This is a genomic window from Streptomyces sp. NPDC001880 (assembly GCF_053594575.1).
Genome location: NZ_JBSFET010000041.1, coordinates 41,892 through 60,347 on the forward strand (window position 1 = coordinate 41,892; position 18,456 = coordinate 60,347).

Sequence of the window (18,456 nt, forward strand, 5' to 3'; positions counted from 1 at the left end):
GCCACGCTGCGGCTTCGAACCGCCCCTACACGTACCGTTCGAGGATCGACGACTCGGCCAGCCGTGACAGGCCCTCGCGCACGCTGCGGGCCCGCGCCTCGCCGACGCCGTCCACCGTCTGGAGGTCGTCCACGCTGGCGGCGAGCAGCTTCTGCAGACCGCCGAAGTGCTCCACCAGCCGGTCGATGATCGCCCCGGGCAGCCGCGGCACCTTCGCCAGCAGCCGGAAGCCGCGCGGCGAGACCGCCGAGTCGAGCGTCTCGGGCGAGCCGCTGTAGCCCAGGGCCCGCGCCACGACCGGGAGTTCGAGCAGCTCGGTGTGGGAGAGCGAGTCCAGCTCGGTCAGCGCCTCGGCGACCGTACGGGACCGCTTCGCGGTCGGCTGCGGCACATAGTCGCGCACGACCAGCTCGCGCTCCGGCTCGACGCCCGCGATCAACTCGTCGAGCTGGAGCGAGAGAAGCCGGCCGTCGGTGCCGAGCTCGACCACGTACTCCGCGATCTCGGTCGCGATCCGGCGGACCATCTCCAGCCGCTGGGCGACGGCCGTGACATCCCGGACCGTCACCAGGTCCTCGATCTCCAGAGCGGAGAGCGTGCCCGCGACCTCGTCCAGCCGGAGCTTGTACCGCTCCAGGGTGGCGAGGGCCTGATTGGCGCGGGAGAGGATCGCGGCGGACTCCTCCAGGACCCGGCGCTCCCCGTCCACGTAGAGCGCGATCAGGCGCATCGACTGCGAGACCGAGACGACCGGGAAATTGCACTGCTTGGAGACCCGGTCCGCCGTGCGGTGACGGGTGCCGGTCTCCTCGGTGGGGATGGAGGCATCCGGCACCAGCTGCACGCCGGCGCGCAGGATCTTGGTCATGTCCTTGTCGAGGATCAGCGCGCCGTCGAGCTTGGCCAGCTCGCGCAGGCGCGTCGCGGTGAACTCCACGTCCAGCACGAATCCGCCGGTGCACATCGACTCGACGGTCTTGTCCATGCCGAGCACGATCAGCCCGCCGGTGTTGCCGCGGAGGATGCGCTCCAGGCCGTCCCGCAGCGCCATTCCGGGCGCCACGGCGCTCAGCGAGGCGCGCATGAGCGCCTCGTTACCGGTGCCTTGGCCGGACTTTCCGGGCGATGCTGCCCGGTCGTTGGCTGCCACTGCACTCCTCCGGTCACAGGTTTGCGGTGCCCTTACGTCCCTCGTACCGTTCGTACGGACGGGCGAGACCAGGGCAAAGTCTACCGGCGTGCGCTCTCCTCCTGAGGGGCCTGTGCGCGAGACCGGCGCGGGAGGACTCTCAGCGCATCGCCCATGTTGGCGACTTCTGTGACCTTCATACCGGCCGGGACCTTCCCCGGGTCGGTCGGGACCAGCGCGTGTGTGAAGCCCAGACGGTGCGCCTCGGCCAGCCTGCGCTGGACCCCCGTGACCCTTCTGACCTCGCCCGCGAGGCCCACTTCGCCGATCGCCACCAGGTTCTTGGGCAGGGGGGTGTCGCTCGCGGCACTGGCCAGGGCCAGCGCGACCGCGAGGTCCGCGGCGGGTTCGGAGAGCTTCACACCGCCGACCGTCGCGCTGTAGATGTCGCGCTTGCCCAGCGAGCTGATCCGGCCGCGCTGCTCCAGGACCGCGAGCATCATCGACACCCGGGACGTCTCCAGCCCCGAGGTGGTGCGCCGGGGCGAAGGGATCTGGGAATCGACCGTCAGTGCCTGTACCTCGGCGACGAGCGGCCGCTTGCCCTCCAGGGTGACGGTCAGGCAGGTACCGGGCACGGGCTCGTCGCGCCGGGTGAGGAAGAGGCCGGAGGGGTCGGCGAGGCCGGTGATGCCCTCGTCGTGCAGCTCGAAGCAGCCGACCTCGTCGGTCGCGCCGTACCTGTTCTTGACGCCCCGTACGAGCCGCAGGCGGGCGTGGCGGTCGCCCTCGAAGGACAGCACCACGTCGACGAGATGCTCCAGCAGCCGCGGCCCGGCGATCGCCCCCTCCTTGGTGACATGGCCGACCAGGAGCGTGGACATGCCGCGCTCCTTGGAGGCCCGGATGAGGGCCCCGGCTACCTCCCGGACCTGGGCCATGCCGCCCGGCGCCCCGTCGATCTCGGGCGAGGCGACGGTCTGCACGGAGTCGAGGATGAGGAGCGAGGGCTTGACGGCGTCCAGATGGCCGAGGACCGCGGACAGGTCGGTCTCGGCGGCGAGGTAGAGATGGTCGTTGATCGCCCGGATCCGGTCGGCGCGCAGCCGCACCTGGCTCGCGGACTCCTCGGCGGTGACGTAGAGCGTGCGGTGGTCGTCGCTCGCCGCCTTGGCGGCGACGTCCAGCAGCAGCGTCGACTTGCCGACCCCCGGCTCGCCCGCGAGGAGCACGACGGCGCCCGGGACGAGACCGCCGCCGAGCACCCGGTCCAGCTCACCGACGCCGGTCGACCGGGCGGTGGCCTGCCGGCTGTCGACCTGGCCGATGGGGAGCGCGGCGGCACTGACCCGGCCGGCCGCGGTGGTCCGCACGGCGGGGGCGCCGCCAAACTCCTCGACGGTCCCCCACGCCTGGCATTCGGGGCAGCGACCGAGCCACTTGGCGGTCGTCCAGCCGCACTCGGTGCAGCGGTAGGACGGCCGGTCCTTCGCGGTTTTCGTACGGGCAGCCATGGCGCAACCGTATAGGTGGGGTACGACAACGCCGCCGGGCGCGGTCCGGCTGCGGGGACGCGCGCCCTCCGAGGGTGCGGCGCCTCCGGCGGAACGGCGGGCGCTTGCGGCGCGGAACGGCGGGCACTTGCGGCGGAATGGGGAATTCCTGTCCCCTTTTGAGGGATACGTTCACCCGGAAGGATTAAAAGTGCTGAAGAGGCGCTAAAAGTGTGCCCTGTGCTGCCTACGGTCGCACGGTGACGAGCAGCGGTCTGGAGCCCCCCACACACACCACCGGCGCACACCGGTCGCGGCGCAGTGCGCCCTGTCTCTCGGCGCACCCCTCGCCGCGTCGACCACCCGCCCGTTACGAGCCCCATCTCGACGGCCTGTTCACCTACTGCCTCTCCGTGCTCTGCGACCACGACGCCGCCACCGAGGCGCTCGGCGGTGTACTCGCGATCGCGGAACGGCAGGACGGCCGGTGCCCGGCGGGCGAGGAGGAACGTAAATCCTGGCTGTACGCGCTGGCCAGATGGATGTGCCTGCGCAAGCTCGCCGAGCAGAGGCAGGGCCGCCGGGCGCGCCGGCGCAAGGCCGGGAAGCAACTGCGCACGCTCTCCCCGAAGCAGGAGACGAAGCGGGCGGGCGGGCCTCCGGGCAAGCAGCCGGGCGCCGTGGCCGCCCAGGGGGCGCGCGCGGGACGGCGTACGCCCCCTGTCGTCGCCGCGAAGGCCCCCGCCACCGCCGCGTTCACGCCGGGCGGCGCCCCCGCAGGCCCCTCCCGCGCCCCCGAGACCGAGGCCGCCGCCGAGGCGCACCGCCGTGAACTCGCTCAGCTGGCCTGGCCCGAGGCCGCCGGCACCACCCCCGAGCAGCGCGAAGCGCTCGAACTCGCCGTGCGCCACCACCTCCCCCCACGTGCCGTCGCCTCCGTCCTGGGCCTCGAACCGGCGGCCGCCCGTGAGCTCCTGGCCGCCGCGGCCTGCGAGGTGGAACGCACCCGCGCCGCCCTCGCCGTCGTCGAGACCGGCAACTGCTCCACCGTCGCCCGGCTCACCGGCGAACACGGCGTCCTGCTCTCCGCCGTCCTGCGCCGCGAACTCGTCCGCCACGTCGACGACTGCCCCCGCTGCCGCCGGGCCGCCGAACGGGCCGGTGCCGACGGCCCGTGGCCCGGTGCCGCGGTCACCCCGGCCGCCGCGCTGCCGGTCGTCGAGGCGCCCCGGCCCTCGGCGTACGTCGCGATGGTCCACGCCCAGCGCAACCGCTCCGGCGGCCCGCGCTTCGACCGGGCGGGCTTCCCCATGGACCCGAAGGACCATGCCGCGCGCCGGGACCGGCTGCGGGCCAGGGTCGTCACGACGACGGTGGTGGCGACGGTCGTCGCCGCCCCCGTGATCGCGCTGTGGACCGCCTACCGCGGCGCACCGCAGACCGGCGAGGGCCACGAGGGTTCGTCGGTCACCGCCACCGAGAGCGATGCCCGGCACGGCCCCGGCGGCACCTCGGACGGCCACTACGAGAACGCGGGCAACGCCCGCCCCCAGCCCGGCGCCCGCTTCGAGGACGGCCGCGCCCCGGACGTCTCGGCGGAGGTGATCAGCACGGGTCCGGGCCGGAACGGCGTCGGCGGGCTCACCGTCGAGACCCGCTCCCGGGGCGGCAGGACCCTGATCCGGCTGACCGCGTCGGGCGGCGCGCCCGTCGCCTGGTCGGCCCGCGCGGACGCGTCCTGGGTGGGGCTGAGCCGCTACTCGGGCACGCTCGCCGCGGGCGAGAGCGTCACGGTCCACGTCCTGGTGGACCGCCGGCGGGAACCGGCCGCCCCGTGGAGCGCGCGCATCGCCCTCGCCCCGTCGGGTTCGGCGGTGGTGATCCGGGGGCACGGGACGACACCGCCCGTGCCCGGCGGCCCGGGACACCCGGCGGAACCCTCCGCCACCCCCGGCCCTTCGGAGCCGCCCACGTCCTCACCGTCCACCGACCCGACCCCCGGGCCGAGCGATCCCACGCCGACGGACCCGGGCCCGACCGGCCACCCGTCGCCGTCACCGGACCCGTCCGGCTCCACGAGCCCCGCCGACCCGGGGCCGGGCACGACTCCGACGGGCTGAAGCGGGCGGGCCGCGGCCGGGCCCCTGTCGTCGAACCGCCCTCTGCCGCGCGGCGTCCGGCGACAGGGCCTCACCTCCCGGCCGTCACGCCGGATCGACCGGGTCCGCCGGGTGCGGTGCCATCGGCAGCAGCGAGGACAGCCGTTGCTCGCACAGCTCGGCGAGCCGCTCGTACGCCTCCTTGCCCATCATCTCGGTGAGCTCGGGCCGGTACGAGACATAGACCGGCTCCCCGGCCCCGTGCGCCGAGGTCGCCGAGGTGCACCACCAGTGCAGATCGTGGCCACCGGGGCCCCAGCCCCTGCGGTCGTACTCGCCGATCGACACCTGGAGCACCCGTGTGTCGTCGGGCCGGTCGATCCAGTCGTACGTACGCCGGATCGGTAGCTGCCAGCAGACGTCCGGCTTGGTCTCCAGGGGCTCCCGGCCCTCCCGCAGCGCCAGGATGTGCAGGGAGCAGCCCGCGCCCGCCGCGAATCCGGGCCGGTTCTGGAAGATGCACGAACCCTTCCAGCGCCGCGTCTGGCGTTCCCCGTCCTCGTCGACCTCGACCCAGCCCGTCCTGGTGCCGACGTCGTGGAACTGCCACAGCTCCGGGGTCAGCCGATCGACATGGTCCGCCACCCGCTTCTCGTCGTCCTCGTCCGAGAAGTGCGCGCCCAGCGTGCAGCACCCGTCGTCCGCACGGCCTGCCTGGATCCCCTGGCAGCCGCTGCCGAAGATGCAGGTCCACCTGGAGGTCAGCCAGGTCAGGTCGCAGCGGAAGATCTGCTCGTCGTCCGCGGGGTCCGGGAATTCGACCCAGGCGCGCGCGAAGTCGATCCCCGTCTCGTCTTCGGACCGGTTCGGTCCGTTCACTTCCTGTTGCTGCATCTCCTGCTTCGTTCTCTGCTTCTTCGTGTTTTTGCCCGGCTTCGCCTTTTTCGTCTTTGGCACGGGCCAAGAGTAAGACCGACCGGCCGGTGGAGGGTGGGAGAAGGAGCGGGGCCGGGTGCGTGCGGCTGCGAGGCGGAGGATCGAGGCGGGCGGGGTCTCCCCTGCTCGAACGCGGCCGAGAGCTCGGGGAAGCAGCGTTGTCGATCGGCGAAAACGCGGCAGATGCGCGTGCCCGGCCCCGCGACGCCGCCCCCACCTGCCGGTCGGCCCGAGTCTGCGCTCCCGGTAGCGTTCCGGGTATGAGACTCGGAGTCCTCGACGTGGGTTCGAACACGGTGCATCTGCTGGTGGTGGACGCACACCCCGGCGCGCGCCCGCTGCCCGCGCACTCGCACAAGGCGGAGCTGCGCCTGGCCGAACTGCTCGACGAGGACGGGGCGATCGGCCCCGGCGGTGTGGACCGGCTCGTGGCGACGATCACCGAGGCGCTCCAGGCCGCCGAGGACAAGGGGTGCGAGGACGTTCTGCCGTTCGCCACGTCCGCGGTGCGGGAGGCGAGCAACGCCGATCAGGTGCTGGCCCGGGTGCGGGACGAGACGGGCATCGATCTCACCGTCCTCAGCGGTGCGGAGGAGGCCCGGCTCACCTTCCTCGCCGCGCGCCGCTGGTTCGGCTGGTCGGCGGGGCGGCTGCTGGTCCTGGACATCGGGGGCGGTTCGCTGGAGATCGCGTACGGGATGGACGAGGAGCCGGACGCCGCGGTGTCGCTGCCGCTCGGGGCCGGCCGGCTCACCGCGGGCTGGCTGCCGGGCGACCCGCCGGACCCGGCGCAGGTGAAGGCGCTGCGTCGCCATGCCCGGGCCAGGATCGCCCGCAGCGTCGGCGAGTTCACCCGCCTCGGGCGCCCGGACCACGTCGTGGCCACGTCCAAGACCTTCAAGCAGCTCGCCAGGATCGCGGGCGCCGCGCGCTCCGCCGAGGGCCTCTACGTGCAGCGCGGCCTCACCCGCAAGGCGCTGGAGGAGTGGGTGCCGAAGCTGGCGACGATGACCACCGAGCAGCGGGGCGGTCTGCCCGGCGTCTCCGAGGGCCGGGCCCAGCAGCTGCTCGCCGGGGCGCTGGTCGCGGAGGGAGCGATGGATCTGTTCGGGGTCGACGAGCTGGAGATCTGCCCCTGGGCGCTGCGCGAGGGCATCATCCTGCGCCGCCTGGACCACCTGCCGGCGGAGCGGACCGCGCTGGGCTGAGCGCGGGGCGCGGCGCGCCGCCGGACGGCCGAAGCCCCGTCATGGCACTGCTCACTTTCCGCCGGGACCCTTCGGAGCGGCGGACCACTGCCCGTACGCTGTCCCAGTGGCAGAACCAGTGGTGCGCATCCCGGATGCGAAGGTCGCCCTGTCGACGGCTTCGGTCTACCCGGAGTCGACGGCGACGGCCTTCGAGATCGCCGCGCGCCTCGGCTACGACGGCGTCGAGGTCATGGTGTGGACCGACCCCGTCAGCCAGGACATCGAGGCACTGCGGCGGCTCTCCGACTACCACCGGGTGCCGATCCTGGCCGTCCACGCGCCCTGTCTGCTGATCACGCAACGGGTCTGGTCCACCGATCCGTGGGTGAAGCTCCAGCGGGCCCGTGCCGCGGCGGAGAAGCTCGGGGCGACGACCGTGGTCGTCCATCCGCCGTTCCGTTGGCAGCGCAATTACGCCCGGGACTTCGTCACCGGAATCTGGCGCATGGCGGACGAGACCGATGTGCGGTTCGCCGTCGAGAACATGTACCCCTGGCGTTACCGGGACCGCGAGATGCTTGCGTACGCCCCCGACTGGGACGTCACCAACGGCGACTACCGCCACTTCACCGTGGACCTCTCGCACACCGCGACGGCTCGCACCGACGGCATGGCGATGGTCGAGCGGATGGGCGACCGGCTCGCCCACATCCACCTCGCCGACGGCAAGGGCTCCAACAAGGACGAACACCTGGTGCCCGGCCGGGGCGACCAGCCCTGTGCCGAACTGCTGGAGCATCTGGCCCGTAGCGGCTTCGACGGCCATGTCGTCATCGAGGTCAACACCCGCCGTGCCATGTCCACCGCCGAACGCGAGGCCGACCTGGCGGAGGCCCTGGCCTTTACCCGGCTCCACCTGGCGTCGTCCCCGACCCGGGCACCACGCCCATGACGGACGACCCCACGGGCCCCGGCGGCCCTGGCGATCCCACCGGCCGCACGGGCCCCACGGGCCCCGGCGATCCCACGGGCTCCACAGGCCCCACCGGCCCTGGCGGTCCCACTGGCCCCACAGGCCCTGGCGGTCCCACCGGTCCCAATGGCCCCACGGACCCCACAGGCCCCGGCGATCCCACTGGCCCCAAGCGCCGTGGCCGACCCTCCCGTACCGCCACCCCCACCGGCCCCGACGCGCGCACCCGCATCCTGGAGGCGGCCCGCACCGAATTCGCGGAGCGAGGCTACGACAAGACCTCGGTCCGGGGCATCGCCAAGGCGGCGGGCGTCGACTCCGCCCTGGTCCACCACTACTTCGGGACGAAGGACGAGGTCTTCGCGGCCGCGATCGAGCTCTCCTTCGAGCCGGCCCTGGTGATCCCGGCCGTCCTCGGCGACGGCACGGACGGCCTGGGGGAGCGGCTGGCCCGCTACTTCATCGGCGTATGGGAGAACCCGGCCTCCAGGGCCCCTCTGCTGGCGGTCATGCGGTCCGCCCTGACGCACGAGGCGGCCGCGAAGGTCCTCAGGGGCTTCGTCCTGCGCCGGCTCCTGGAACGCGTCGCGGAGGCACTCGACGTACCGGACGCCACGTTCCGTGCTGAACTGGCGGCTTCACACATGATCGGGATCGCGATGCTCCGCTATGTGATCCGGGCGGAACCACTGGCCTCGGCCGAGCCCGAGAAGATCATCGAGATGGTCGCGCCGACGCTCCAGCGCTACCTGACGGAATCCTGAGACCTCGCCGGCAACCCGCCCATCCACCGAGCAATTCATCCCGCATTTCGGACACTGTGTCCAGATCTTGGAGCCGGAGGCGTACGCTCGGAGGCAGTCTTTGATGTCGAAGGAGCGAGAGACGATGCCCCAGCTGAGGTCCCGCACTGTCACTCATGGCCGCAACATGGCGGGCGCCCGCGCCCTCATGCGGGCCTCGGGCGTAGCGAGCGAGGACATCGGCAAGCCGATCATCGCGGTCGCCAACTCCTTCACCGAGTTCGTACCCGGCCACACCCACCTGGCCCCGGTCGGCCGGATCGTCTCCGAGGCCATCAAGGCCGCGGGCGCCGTGCCCCGCGAGTTCAACACCATCGCCGTCGACGACGGCATCGCGATGGGCCACGGCGGGATGCTCTACAGCCTCCCCTCCCGCGACCTGATCGCCGACTCCGTCGAGTACATGGCGGAGGCGCACTGCGCGGACGCGCTGATCTGCATCTCCAACTGCGACAAGATCACCCCCGGCATGCTGATGGCCGCGATGCGCCTCAACATTCCGACGGTCTTCGTCTCCGGCGGCCCGATGGAGGCCGGCAAGGCCACCCTCGTCGACGGCACCGTCCGCAAGCTCGACCTGGTCAACGCGATCAGCGACGCGGTCGACGAGAGCATCTCCGACGAGGACATCCTCCGCATCGAGGAGAATGCCTGTCCCACCTGCGGCAGCTGTTCCGGCATGTTCACCGCCAACTCGATGAACTGCCTGACCGAGGCGCTCGGCCTCTCCCTCCCCGGCAACGGCACGGTCCTCGCCACGCACACCGCTCGCAGGGCGCTGTACGAGGAGGCCGGCCGCACGATCGTCGACATCACCAGGCGCTACTACGAGCAGGACGACGCGTCGGTCCTGCCCCGCTCGGTCGGCACCCGCGCCGCGTTCGACAACGCCATGGCGCTCGACATCGCGATGGGCGGCTCCACCAACACGATCCTGCACCTGCTGGCCGCCGCCCAGGAGGCCGAGCTGGACTACGACCTCGCCGACATCGACGCGGTCTCGCGCCGCGTCCCCTGCCTGTCGAAGGTCGCGCCCAACGTCGCCCCCGGCGGCACGTACTACATGGAGGACGTCCACCGGGCCGGCGGCATCCCCGCCATCCTCGGTGAGCTGCACCGCGGCGGCCTGCTCGACGAGGACGTGCACTCGGTCCACTCCGACTCCCTGGCCGAGTGGCTGAAGAACTGGGACGTCCGCGGCGGCTCCCCGTCCCCGGAGGCCGTCGAGCTGTGGCACGCGGCGCCCGGCTGCGTCCGTTCCGCGACCGCCTTCTCGCAGTCCGAGCGCTGGGACACCCTCGACCTGGACGCGGCGGGCGGCTGCATCCGCGACCTGGCGCACGCCTACTCCAAGGACGGTGGCCTCGCTGTCCTCAAGGGGAACCTCGCCGTGGACGGCTGCGTCGTGAAGACGGCGGGCGTCGACGAGTCGATCTGGACGTTCGAGGGCCCGGCGGTCGTCTGCGAGTCGCAGGAGGCGGCCGTCGACAAGATCCTCCGCAAGGAGATCAAGGAGGGCGACGTCGTCGTCATCCGTTACGAGGGCCCGCGCGGCGGCCCCGGCATGCAGGAGATGCTCTACCCGACCTCCTTCCTCAAGGGCCGCGGCCTCGGCAAGAGCTGCGCCCTGGTGACCGACGGCCGCTTCTCCGGCGGTACGTCGGGCCTGTCCATCGGCCACGCGTCGCCGGAGGCCGCGTCGGGCGGCGCGATCGCGCTGGTCGAGGACGGCGACCGGATCCGGATCGACATCCCGAACCGTTCGATCGAGCTCCTCGTCCCCGAAGGCGAGCTGGCCACCCGCCGCGCGGCGCTGAACGGCGTCTACGCGCCGAAGGACCGCGAGCGCAAGGTCTCGGCGGCGCTGCGCGCCTACGCGGCGATGGCGACGAGCGCGGACCGGGGCGCGGTGCGCGACGTGTCCAAGCTGGGTTGATCAGTCCGCCGACCGACGAGGACCCCGCCCGCTCTCACCAGCGGGCGGGGTCCTGTCCGTCCACGGCGAACACGGACCCGTCGGGCGCGGTCCCGAAGACAGTCCGGCCGGCGGCGACGGGCGCGGGCAGCGCCGAGGAGTACGTGAGTCTCCCGTTCCGCAGCCGTGGGCTCGTCTGCCCCAGCAGCTTCCCGTGCTCGGTGTCCACGGCCAGCAGCCGCCCGTCCGCCGTCGAGAAAAACAGCCGGTTCCCGGCACCGAGGACGGGGGCGGAGGTCCGCCCGGCGGCGGTCTCCAGCTGCCAGCGGACCGTCTCGCCGCCCTCGGCGGGGCGGATGTCGACGGCGACCAGCGTCCCGCCGTGCGCCAGCAGATAGGCGGTGTCCCCGCCCAGCACGACCTCCGGTTCGTTCATCCGGAACGGCAGCGCCATCCGTACGACGTTCCGTGCCTCCGGTTCGTAGCGGACCAGCCCGACGGTCTGTGCGTCACCGTTCATCGACGTCATGACGAGCGCACCGCCCGAGGTCCCCACCGGGGTCAGCATCCCCGTCAGCCGCCGCTGCCACGCCGTGCGCCCCGTCGTGGCACGGACGGCCGTGACCAGGGTGGTGGATCCGTAGGCGGAGTGCTCGAACGCGTAGGCCAGCCCGGTGCCGGCGTCGTACAGCGCGTAGTCCGGGCGCCGGTGCCCGGCGAGCGCATGCCGCCAGAGGGAGACACCGGTCGCGGAGTCGAGCGCCTCGGTGGTGCCGTCCTCGGCGACCAGCAACAGCGCGTCACCCGCGTCGAAGGGCGTGCCCGGATACGGGGAGAGGTCCGCGTCCCAGACCTGCTCGCCCTTGGCGGGGTCGTACGCCCGGAGCTTCCCGCCCGGCACCGCCGTGTGCACCAGACCGCCGGAGACCGACACCACGCCGACCGGCGGGCTGTCCTCCGCGGCGCGCCGGGACCACAGCACCCGGCCGTCCGCGGGATCCAGCCGGGTGACACCGACACCCTCCGCCGCGCAGTACAGCCCCGAGGCCCGGTCGGACGCCTCCTGCCCGGCGCCGTCCGCCGGGGAACAGGCCGGTGTCGCCTTACCGGTGGTCCGCAGGGCCGTCCGCCACGGGGCGAACTCCTCCGCAAAACCCTTCGCCCCGCCCGTACCGCCCGGCTCACCGGCCCCGCCGAAATCGGCTCCCGTGCCGACGGCCCACACCCCGCCGGCCCCCATGACCAGCAGCGCCGCGGTGGCCGCCAGCCACCGCCGCTTGCCACCGCCGTCCGGGGCCGCCTCCCTGCCCCGCGCCGCCGCGCCCGCGCCCACGTGCGTGTCCGCGTCAAAAGAGGCATCGGCCCCGGCCTCCGGGGAGGGTGCCGAGCCGGAGACCGGCCGCCGCTGCGACGGTATGAACGCGGTGGCGTCGTACGACGGCGGGCGCAGCGTCGTCATGATCTCGTCCGGCGTGGGCCGCCCGGCCGGGTCCTTCGTCAGGCACTGCCCGATCAGAGGAGCCAGGTCCGTCGGCACGCCCGCCAGATCGGCCTCGTCGTGCACCACCTGGTAGGCCACGATGTACGGGCTGCCCGAGTCGAAGGGCCCCCGGCCGGTCGCCGCGTGGACGAGCACGGCCCCCAGGGCGAACACATCGGCGGCGGGCCCGACTTCGCGCGGCCGCTGGAACTGCTCGGGCGCCATGTACGGCGGCGAGCCGATCAACTTTCCCGTCTCGGTGCGCAGATCGCTGTCGTACGGCCGGGAGATCCCGAAGTCGATGACCTTGGGCCCGGAGTCGGAGAGCAGCACATTGCTCGGCTTGAGGTCGCGGTGGATCACCCCGGCCCGATGGATGTCGCGCAGCGCCTCGGCCAGTCCCGCCGTCAGCCTGCGCAGTTCGGCGGGGGCCATCGGCCCGTTCCGCTTCACCTGGTCGGCGAGCGTGGGGCCGGGTACGTACAGGGTGGCCATCCACGGCTGTTCGGCATCCGGGTCGGCGTCGACGACCGGCGCGGTGAAGGCGCCGCTGACCCGCCGGGCCGCCCCGACCTCCTGCCGGAAACGCGCCCTGAACTCGGGGTCCGCCGCGAACTGCTGGTGCACCACCTTGACGGCGAGCTGCAGCCCGGAGGCGGAGCGCGCCAGGTGCACGACTCCCATGCCGCCCGCGCCGAGACGTGCCTCAAGACGGTACTGCCCGGCGTACTCCGGATGCTCCGCTTCCGGATTGGCCCCGATACCTCGCAGCGGCGGCACCGCCCACCCCCGTGTGTTCGTCCGCAAGCGCGACGCACGGAGCCTAGTCGATGGTGCGTGCGATCCGGCCGGGGCTTGTAGCCTGCGCGTCGTACACGTCGTACACACCATCTCTCAACGGGGGAGGGCCTCATGGCCATGGACGAGCACACCGACGGCACGACCGCGGCGGCCGATGCCGTCGACGTCACCGAGGGCGTGGAGACGCTCGCCGGGACCGACGACGTCACCAGGTACCCGATCGCGCCCGGCTACCGCGTCAACGTCCGTACGGGACCGGGCACCCAGTACGGGATCGTCAGGACACTCCCGTACGGAATGAGGGTCCCGGTCTACTGCCAGAAGCCGGGGGAGCGGGTCACCGGCCCGTACGGCACCTCCAACCTCTGGGACAACATCGCCAACGGACAGTTCGTGTCGGACGCCTACGTCCGCACGGGCAGCGACGGCTACATCGCGCCGCGCTGCGACTGACCCGGACGGGCCGGGGCTGCGACCGGCCCGTCCGGGTCCGTGACCGGCCCGTCCGGGACCGCTACCGCCCGGGGATAATCGACTTCGTGAGCGAGAACAGCGAAGCCCCCGGCGCCGGTGCCACGCCCGGCTCCACCACGCCCGGCTCCACCACGCCCGGCCCGCGGCCCGAGCCCCTGCGCTTCTTCGGTACGACCTGGGTCGACCACAGCGGGGGCTACGGGCTGCGCCGCGCCGGGGCCGCGGTCGGCTCCCTGGCCGCCGCGGTCGCCGCCTGCTTCGTGCTCCGCTTCGCCTACCAGGGACTGCAGATCGCCGACGTCGGCAGTTTCGTCGGCATCCTGATCGTCCTGATGTTCGCCATCTGCAGCGCCGTCGCCTTCCGCAAGACCTGGGAAGGGTTCAGCCGCCGCCCCGCCGATCCGGTGCGCGAGGCCAATCTGCGCGGCCTCAAGACGATCGGCTTCGTCGGCTCGCTGCTCGCGTACTTCCTCCGTACGTTCCGGGAGGCACCGGGCGAGCAACTGCACCGCACGGAGTACGAGACGGCCCTGGCACGCTACGAGAAGCGCCGCTCGGCCCGCACCGGGAACCCGGCGGCCCGCAAGAACACCAAGGGCAAGCGCCCCAAGCGCAAGTAGAACGGCCCGGGGCACAAGCCCACGCGTACACCGGACGCGCAAGCCGCGTGCGCACCTGCTTGCGAAGCCATGTACGCACCGGCCTGCTTCGAAGCCATGGGCGCACCGGCGCGCGCAAACCACGTACGCACCGGCGCGCGAAGTCACCCGCACACCGGCGTGGGCACGCGCAGGGAGAGAACACCGGCACGGGCCCCGGGGCACGCGCCACGATGAACCCATGCCTCCCGCCGAACCCGACGCACCCGCCACCCCGCCCCGCGCGCTCTCCTTCGACCGCGCCGCCGCCCAGTACGCCGCGGCCCGCCCCGGCTACCCGCCCGCACTCCTCGACGCCGTCGAGGAACTGGCCCGCCGCCCCCTCGAAGGCGCCCGCGCCGTCGACGTGGGCGCCGGCACGGGCATCGCCACCCGCCTGCTCCACGAGCGTGGCGCCCGTGTCGTCGCCGTGGAACCGGGCGCCGGCATGGCGGCGGAACTCCACCGCTCGCTCCCGCACCTGCCCGTCGTACGCGGCGACGGCAACCACCTCCCCCTCGCCACCGCGTCGGCCGACCTGATCACGTACGCCCAGGCCTGGCACTGGACGAACCCGGCGCTCGCCGCCCCTGAGGCGCTACGCGTCCTGCGCCCCGGCGGCGCACTCGCCCTCTGGTGGAACGTCGCCGACCACTCCGTCCCCTGGATCGCCGAGCAGGACGCCCGGCTCCGCCGCTTCCTCGGCGCCGGGGACTCCGCCCATGGCTCGGCCGTCCGCTCCCGTGACCTGCCGTCCGGGCTCGACTTCGCGCACCGCCAGGTGGCCTGGACCCGACGGGTGTCCGTCGACACCCACCTCGCCAACCTCGGCAGCCACTCCGCCTTCCTCGTCCTCGGTGAGGAAGGCACACGGAGCTTCCTCACGGAGGAGCACGACCGGCTCGCGGAACTCTTCCCGGACGGCACGGTCGAGGAGAGCTACACGGTCGACCTGAACGTGGCGGTGAGCCCCGGCCCCGCCTCTTGACGGGCGGACACCCCGGGATCAATATTCATCGCATGATGAATTCTCGGGGTGCTGCCATCGAGGCCCGTGGCCTCACGGTCGTACGAGGCGACCGCACCGTCCTGCGCGGCCTCGACTTCACCGTCGAACCCGGCAGGATCACCGGCCTCCTGGGCCCCTCGGGCTGCGGCAAATCCACCCTGATGCGTGCCGTCGTGGGCACCCAGGCCAAGGTCACCGGCACCCTCGACGTGCTCGGCAGCCCCGCGGGCCACCCCACCCTCCGGCCGCGCATCGGGTACGTCACCCAGGCCCCGTCCGTCTACACCGACCTGACTGTCCGTCAGAACCTCGACTACTTCGCGGCGATCCTCCGGCCGGGCCGCCGACAGCGCGACGCCCGCCGGGCCGCCGTCGCCCGCGCCATCACCGAGGTCGACCTCACCGGCCGCGCCGACGCCCTGGCCGGCACCCTCTCAGGCGGCGAGCTCGCCCGCGCCTCCCTCGCCGTGGCCCTGCTCGGCACCCCGGAACTCCTGGTCCTCGACGAACCCACCGTGGGCCTGGACCCCGTGCTCCGCCGTGACCTGTGGAACCTCTTCCACCGCCTCGCCGCCGACCACGGCACCACACTCCTCGTCTCCTCCCACGTCATGGACGAGGCCGAGCGCTGCCACCGCCTGCTCCTCATGCGCGAGGGCGAGATCCTCGCCGACGGCACCCCCGGGACACTGCGCTCCGCCGCCCGCGCGAACACCGTCGAAGAGGCATTCCTCCACCTGGTCGACCAGGCCGCCACCCGTCAGGAGCCCTCCCGATGAGCACGCACCCGTCCCCGACGCCCGCACTCCTGAGCCCGGCCCGCACCCTCGCCACCGCCGCCCGGGTCCTGCGCCAGCTCGGCCACGACGCCCGCACCGTCGCACTGCTGCTCCTGGTCCCGGTCGTGCTGATCACGCTGCTCCGGTACGTGTTCGACGGCAGCCCCCGCGTCTTCGACGCCATCGGCGCCTCGCTCCTCGGCATCTTCCCGCTGATCACGATGTTCCTGGTGACCTCGATCGCCACCCTGCGCGAACGCACCTCGGGCACCCTCGAACGCCTCCTCGCGATGCCGCTCGGCAAGGGCGACCTGATCGCCGGCTACGCCCTCGCGTTCGGCGCCGTGGCGATCGTCCAGTCCCTCCTGGCCACCGCGGTCTCGGTCTGGGCACTGGGCCTGGACGTCATCGGCTCCCCGTGGCTGCTGCTCCTGGTCGCCCTGCTCGACGCCCTGCTCGGCACGGCACTGGGACTGTTCGTCTCCGCCTTCGCCGCATCCGAGTTCCAGGCCGTCCAGTTCATGCCCGCCGTGATCTTCCCGCAGCTCCTGCTCTGCGGACTGTTCGTCGCCCGCGACCACATGGCACCCGTCCTCGAAGCGATCTCGAACGTCCTGCCGATGTCGTACGCCGTCGACGGCATGGACGAGGTCCTGCGCCACGCCGACATCACCGGTGACTTCGTCCGCGACGTCTCGATCGTGGCGGGCTGCGCCCTCCTCGTCCTCGCCCTCGGCGCCGCCACTCTGCGCCGCCGCACCGCCTGACGGGGCCGGTGCGAGGATGGCGCACACGAGCACCGAGCACCGAGAACCGTCAGCACCGCCCGGAGGGTGAACCACATGACCCAGACAGTCGCAGTCCTCGGCACCGGCAAGATCGGCGAGGCCCTGCTCAGCGGCATGATCCGGGCAGGCTGGCGCGCGGCGAACCTGCTGGTCACCACCCGCCGCTCCGAGCGCGCCGAGGAACTCCGCAACCGCTACGGCGTCGACTCCGTCAGCAACGCCGAGGCCGCCAAGCGCGCCGACATCCTCATCCTCGCGGTCAAGCCCCAGGACATGGGACGGCTCCTCGACGAGCTCGGCCGGCACGTCACCCCCGACCGCCTGGTCATCAGCGCGGCCGCGGGCATCACGACCGCCTTCATCGAAGACCGGCTCGCCACGAACACCCCGGTCGTACGGGTCATGCCGAACACCCCCGTCCTCGTCGACGAGGGCATGTCCGTCATCTCGGCCGGCAGCCACGCCACCACCGACCACCTCGCCGCCGCGGAGGCGATCTTCGGCGGCGTCGGCAAGACCCTCCGGGTCCCCGAGTCCCAGCAGGACGCGGCTACCGCCCTGTCCGGATCGGGCCCCGCGTACTTCTACTTCCTCGTCGAGGCGATGACCGACGCCGGCATCCTGCTCGGCCTGCCCCGCGCCCAGGCCCACGAGCTGATCGTCCAGGCCGCCATCGGCGCCGCCGTGATGCTCCGCGACAGCGGCGAACACCCCGTCAAGCTGCGCGAGGCCGTCACCAGCCCGGCCGGCACCACCATCAGTGCCATCCGCGAGCTGGAGAACCACGGCGTACGAGCCGCCCTCATCGCCGCCCTCGAAGCCGCCCGCGACCGCAGCCGCGAACTGGCCTCCGGCAACGGCTGAACCACTCCGCGGCAGCGATCAGCTCCGCGCCGCTCACCCCCTTCGCGAACCCACCGCCGTGCAACGACACGGCGGTGGGTTCGCGCAACTGGTCAGGTCGAAGGCGTGTGGCATCCAGCGGGACGAACACCTCGTACCCGAGGAGGTCCGGGGCACCGTCCGCACCGACAACACCGACCGCGGCGTCCCGCCCTTCGACCCGCGCCGCACCTGGACGCCAGCGGGCACCGCGGCCGGCATCGATCTCTGCTCCCACCTCGTACGCACCACCCACGGAGCCGGGACCGTGGCGACGATCGCCCGCACGGTGGTCACCGCCCCGTTCCGCACCGGTACCCGGGCCCCATTCATCGGCCACCCCACCCCTCGCGCCGACTGCGACGCGGACACCCTCGCCGCGGTACGAGCCCATTCCCTGACCCATCTGGCCGAACCCCACACGGTCGCTGCCCGCGCCGCCCGCGTCGGAATGTCCCCCTGCTCCTTCACCCGCCGCTTCCAGGCCACCACCGGCACGGTTCCGCTGCGTCGGCTGATCACTTCAACGCATCGCCCCAGCCCAGAAGCCCCTGGAGCGCACCGGCCTCCCCTCCCCGAGGTGGCCCGCCGCCACGGCTTCGGCCGCGAGGTCACCATGCGCCGGCACTTCGCCACCGACCTCTCCACGAGCCTCTGCAACCACCACCTCGCCCTCCGCCAGGACCTGACCCCGGCCCGAGGTTGACACGGCCTGCCCGGATCCGTAATGTGCCCCGAGTTGTCCGACGTGAGCGCCGACCCCGGTCGGTCCCCGGACAGCCATTCCGCAGTAACCACATCTGGTCAGTGACATCTGTCGCCGGACCTGCTGTGCGTATTTGTGAAATGAGGAATCCGCGTTCGAAGGAGCGTGACCCCGATTAGCGTCGGGGCCCGGGATTCCGCTAAAGTCTCACTCGTCGGAACGGCCCAACGGCCGGGAAGACAAGCCCCGCTGACTGGGAATCAGGGCCGAAAGGATCTGATAGAGTCGGAAACGCCGGAAAGGGAAACGCGAAAGCGATGAACTGGAAAGCGAAGCAGGACCCGCTTCGACCGGGAATCGG

At 72.6% G+C, this 18,456-nt stretch carries 14 protein-coding genes and 2 pseudogenes; 12 read left to right on the forward strand and 4 right to left on the reverse strand.

From position 1 onward, the window contains the following. Positions 1-25: 25 nt before the first annotated feature. On the reverse strand, positions 26-1,150 hold the full coding sequence (gene disA, locus ACWCQ6_RS21990; RefSeq protein WP_451091604.1) for a DNA integrity scanning diadenylate cyclase DisA: 1,125 nt from the start codon (positions 1,148-1,150) through the stop codon (positions 26-28). 80 nt (positions 1,151-1,230) lie between these two features. Continuing rightward, positions 1,231-2,643: a DNA repair protein RadA gene (gene radA, locus ACWCQ6_RS21995; protein ID WP_362451007.1), complete on the reverse strand. Its 1,413-nt coding sequence runs from the start codon at positions 2,641-2,643 to the stop codon at positions 1,231-1,233. A gap of 239 nt (positions 2,644-2,882) precedes the next feature. On the opposite strand from radA, the gene ACWCQ6_RS22000 reads away from it, so the two are divergent. Beyond that, positions 2,883-4,742 (forward strand): BACON domain-containing protein, encoded by a 1,860-nt coding sequence (locus ACWCQ6_RS22000; RefSeq protein ID WP_451091607.1) that lies wholly within the window; start codon positions 2,883-2,885, stop codon positions 4,740-4,742. An 84-nt stretch (positions 4,743-4,826) separates the two neighbouring features. On the opposite strand, the gene ACWCQ6_RS22005 is transcribed toward ACWCQ6_RS22000, so the two are convergent. Then, entirely contained in the window at positions 4,827-5,678 is an 852-nt protein-coding gene (locus ACWCQ6_RS22005) for a hypothetical protein (RefSeq protein ID WP_451091609.1), read from the reverse strand. A gap of 239 nt (positions 5,679-5,917) precedes the next feature. Here ACWCQ6_RS22005 and ACWCQ6_RS22010 point away from each other — a divergent pair, with 239 nt between their 5' ends. The 4 genes and pseudogenes from ACWCQ6_RS22010 (at position 5,918) to ilvD (ending at position 10,559) form a co-directional block, all read left to right on the forward strand. Then, positions 5,918-6,865: a Ppx/GppA phosphatase family protein gene (locus ACWCQ6_RS22010; RefSeq protein ID WP_451091611.1), complete on the forward strand. Its 948-nt coding sequence runs from the start codon at positions 5,918-5,920 to the stop codon at positions 6,863-6,865. A gap of 106 nt (positions 6,866-6,971) precedes the next feature. Further along, a complete protein-coding gene (locus tag ACWCQ6_RS22015) occupies positions 6,972-7,799 on the forward strand; it encodes a sugar phosphate isomerase/epimerase family protein (protein WP_451091613.1) in 828 nt (275 codons plus the stop codon). Between the two features lie 179 nt (positions 7,800-7,978). Continuing rightward, a pseudogene (locus tag ACWCQ6_RS22020) lies at positions 7,979-8,584 on the forward strand (TetR/AcrR family transcriptional regulator); the annotation flags it as partial. A 124-nt stretch (positions 8,585-8,708) separates the two neighbouring features. Next, positions 8,709-10,559: a dihydroxy-acid dehydratase gene (ilvD, locus tag ACWCQ6_RS22025; RefSeq protein ID WP_451091615.1), complete on the forward strand. Its 1,851-nt coding sequence runs from the start codon at positions 8,709-8,711 to the stop codon at positions 10,557-10,559. A 34-nt stretch (positions 10,560-10,593) separates the two neighbouring features. On the opposite strand, the gene ACWCQ6_RS22030 is transcribed toward ilvD, so the two are convergent. Then, positions 10,594-12,798, reverse strand: coding sequence for a serine/threonine-protein kinase (locus ACWCQ6_RS22030; RefSeq protein WP_451091637.1), 2,205 nt, complete (start codon positions 12,796-12,798; stop codon positions 10,594-10,596). 132 nt (positions 12,799-12,930) lie between these two features. Here ACWCQ6_RS22030 and ACWCQ6_RS22035 point away from each other — a divergent pair, with 132 nt between their 5' ends. The 7 genes and pseudogenes from ACWCQ6_RS22035 to ACWCQ6_RS22065 all read left to right on the forward strand — a co-directional run. After that, the gene (locus tag ACWCQ6_RS22035) at positions 12,931-13,272 is read left to right on the forward strand and encodes an SH3 domain-containing protein (protein ID WP_451091617.1); all 342 of its coding nucleotides are present in this window, start codon (positions 12,931-12,933) and stop codon (positions 13,270-13,272) included. A gap of 86 nt (positions 13,273-13,358) precedes the next feature. Next, the gene (locus tag ACWCQ6_RS22040) at positions 13,359-13,913 is read left to right on the forward strand and encodes a hypothetical protein (protein ID WP_451091619.1); all 555 of its coding nucleotides are present in this window, start codon (positions 13,359-13,361) and stop codon (positions 13,911-13,913) included. A gap of 220 nt (positions 13,914-14,133) precedes the next feature. Further along, the gene (locus ACWCQ6_RS22045; protein WP_451091621.1) at positions 14,134-14,919 is read left to right on the forward strand and encodes a class I SAM-dependent methyltransferase; all 786 of its coding nucleotides are present in this window, start codon (positions 14,134-14,136) and stop codon (positions 14,917-14,919) included. A 32-nt stretch (positions 14,920-14,951) separates the two neighbouring features. Next, positions 14,952-15,719: an ABC transporter ATP-binding protein gene (locus tag ACWCQ6_RS22050; RefSeq protein WP_451091623.1), complete on the forward strand. Its 768-nt coding sequence runs from the start codon at positions 14,952-14,954 to the stop codon at positions 15,717-15,719. After that, positions 15,716-16,486 carry an ABC transporter permease gene (locus ACWCQ6_RS22055; protein WP_451091625.1) on the forward strand — a complete coding sequence of 257 codons (771 nt, stop codon included), beginning with the start codon at positions 15,716-15,718 and terminating at the stop codon, positions 16,484-16,486. The genes ACWCQ6_RS22050 and ACWCQ6_RS22055 overlap by 4 nt, the downstream gene beginning before the upstream one ends. 75 nt (positions 16,487-16,561) lie before the next feature. Beyond that, on the forward strand, positions 16,562-17,371 hold the full coding sequence (proC, locus tag ACWCQ6_RS22060) for a pyrroline-5-carboxylate reductase (protein WP_451091627.1): 810 nt from the start codon (positions 16,562-16,564) through the stop codon (positions 17,369-17,371). 211 nt (positions 17,372-17,582) lie between these two features. Beyond that, a pseudogene (locus ACWCQ6_RS22065) lies at positions 17,583-18,095 on the forward strand (helix-turn-helix domain-containing protein); the annotation flags it as partial. Between the last annotated feature and the right edge of the window lie 361 nt (positions 18,096-18,456).